This window comes from Mesorhizobium sp. WSM4848, assembly GCF_055811375.1.
The window spans coordinates 1-1,890 of the sequence record NZ_JBVVPX010000086.1; the positions used below are offsets into that span (position 1 = coordinate 1).

The 1,890-nt window shown below is 57.5% G+C and carries 1 protein-coding gene; it reads left to right on the plus strand.

Features of this window, described 5'->3' with window-relative positions; genetic code table 11:
• Window positions 1-550 precede the first annotated feature (550 nt).
• Complete coding sequence (ltrA, locus tag AC0L16_RS33340) at window positions 551-1,810, plus strand: group II intron reverse transcriptase/maturase (RefSeq protein ID WP_473625768.1); 1,260 nt, start codon at window positions 551-553, stop codon at window positions 1,808-1,810.
• Window positions 1,811-1,890: the final 80 nt, after the last annotated feature.

Here is a 1,890-nt window from a genome sequence, read left to right on the forward strand (position 1 = left end):
GAGAGTGTGCTGCAGAGGCACGGAAGGAGTTCAGTATGAGCTAACCCCGTAACGTGAAGCTGCGTGAATGATGGAGGACGGCCCTCCGGGATCGGCTTTCAGGGGCAGGTCCCAAACCAGTCCGAGCTGCTGCGGTAAAGAGCCGTGGTAGTGAGCGTCGGATGAAACGTTCGGGCGAGACCCGAGCAGGTGCATGTCCAAAAGACGAACGAAAGTGAACCCTCCGAGGACGCGTCGTTATGAACGTAAGTGTCGTCGAAACCAGGACCGTTTCGTCATCCTGGGACAAGTCCGCCAGACGCCTGATGACCGGGCGGGCGGCGACCGGCGTAGAGGGGGCGTGAGTTGGACATAGGCTTTCACGCGGAACTGCAGGAACCAGGCTCCTGATGCAAAGGGAGAAGCTCAAGCGGAGCAAACCGCAAGGCGAGAGTACCGATGCAGGAGACTGGGGCGGACCGCCCCGTATGAGCGTCGAGGACCCTGTAATGGGGTCAGAGCAAAGGGGGCGGATCAGGCCGTCGTATTGTTTGGAACAACTGGAAACAGGATGACTTCGGAAAGTACGACAGACAAGCCGTTTCGAATAGAGAAACGTCAAGTGTACGAAGCTTACAAAGCGGTCAAAGCCAACCATGGCGCAGCCGGGGTGGACGGGCAGACCCTGGAGATGTTCGAAAAGGACCTTGCAGGAAACCTCTACAAGATCTGGAATCGGATGTCCTCAGGGACGTACTTCCCACCGCCGGTTCGCGCTGTCTCCATTCCGAAGAAGACTGGGGGCGAAAGGGTTTTGGGTGTGCCCACCGTCAGCGATCGGATCGCGCAGATGGTGGTCAAGCAGATGATTGAGCCGGATTTGGATTCCCTCTTTCTTCCAGACTCCTACGGCTACAGGCCGGGAAAATCGGCTCTGGATGCCGTGGGAGTGACGCGGCAGCGGTGCTGGAAGTATGACTGGGTTCTGGAATTCGACATCAAAGGGCTGTTTGACAATCTTCCGCACGATCTCCTGCTGAAGGCGGTCAGGAAACACGTCGCATGCAAGTGGGCTCTGCTCTACATCGAAAGATGGCTGGCAGCGCCGATGGAGAAGAACGGAGAAGTAGTCGAGCGCACACGAGGTACCCCGCAAGGGGGCGTTGTCAGCCCGATCTTGTCGAATCTCTTCATGCACTATGCATTTGATCTGTGGATGACGCGGACACACCCTGACCTGCCATGGTGTCGATATGCGGACGATGGCCTTGTGCATTGCCGGAATGAGCAGCAGGCAGAAGCCCTCAAGGCGGAGCTTGGTGCTCGACTGGTAGCATGCGGGCTCCAAATGCATCCGACAAAGACCAAGATCGTCTATTGCAAAGACCAAAGGCGCAGAGGGGAATACCCGAATGTCGTGTTCGACTTCCTCGGGTATCAGTTCCGACCGCGACGCGTGGCGAACACACAGCGAGATGAGTTCTTCTGTGGCTACACGCCTGCGGCCAGCCCAACGGCAATGAAGTCGATGCGAGCCACGATCAAAAGCTTGAACATCCCGCGGCAAACGCCGGGGACGCTGGCTGAAATTGCCCAACAGCTCAATCCACTCCTTCGGGGATGGATAGCCTATTACGGCCGTTACAGCCGTTCGGCCCTGTCCACTCTGGCTGATTACGTCAACCGGAAGCTCAGGGCGTGGATCATGCGTAAGTTCAAGCGCTTTCAGTCTCATAAGACGCGTGCCAGCCTCTTCGTGAGAAAGCTGGCGCGGGAAAATCCAGGACTGTTTGTGCACTGGAAGGCGTTCGGAACGAATACGTTTGCCTGATGGGAGCGGTGTGAATCGAGAGGTTCACGCACCGTTCTGCGAGAGGCCGGCAGGTGAAATTCCTCCGGCCTACTCACCCC

Excerpts from the sequence above, each read along its gene's own strand:
- ltrA (WP_473625768.1), top strand. The coding sequence starts at position 551 with ATGACTTCGGAAAGTACGACAGACAAGCCGTTTCGAATAGAGAAACGT.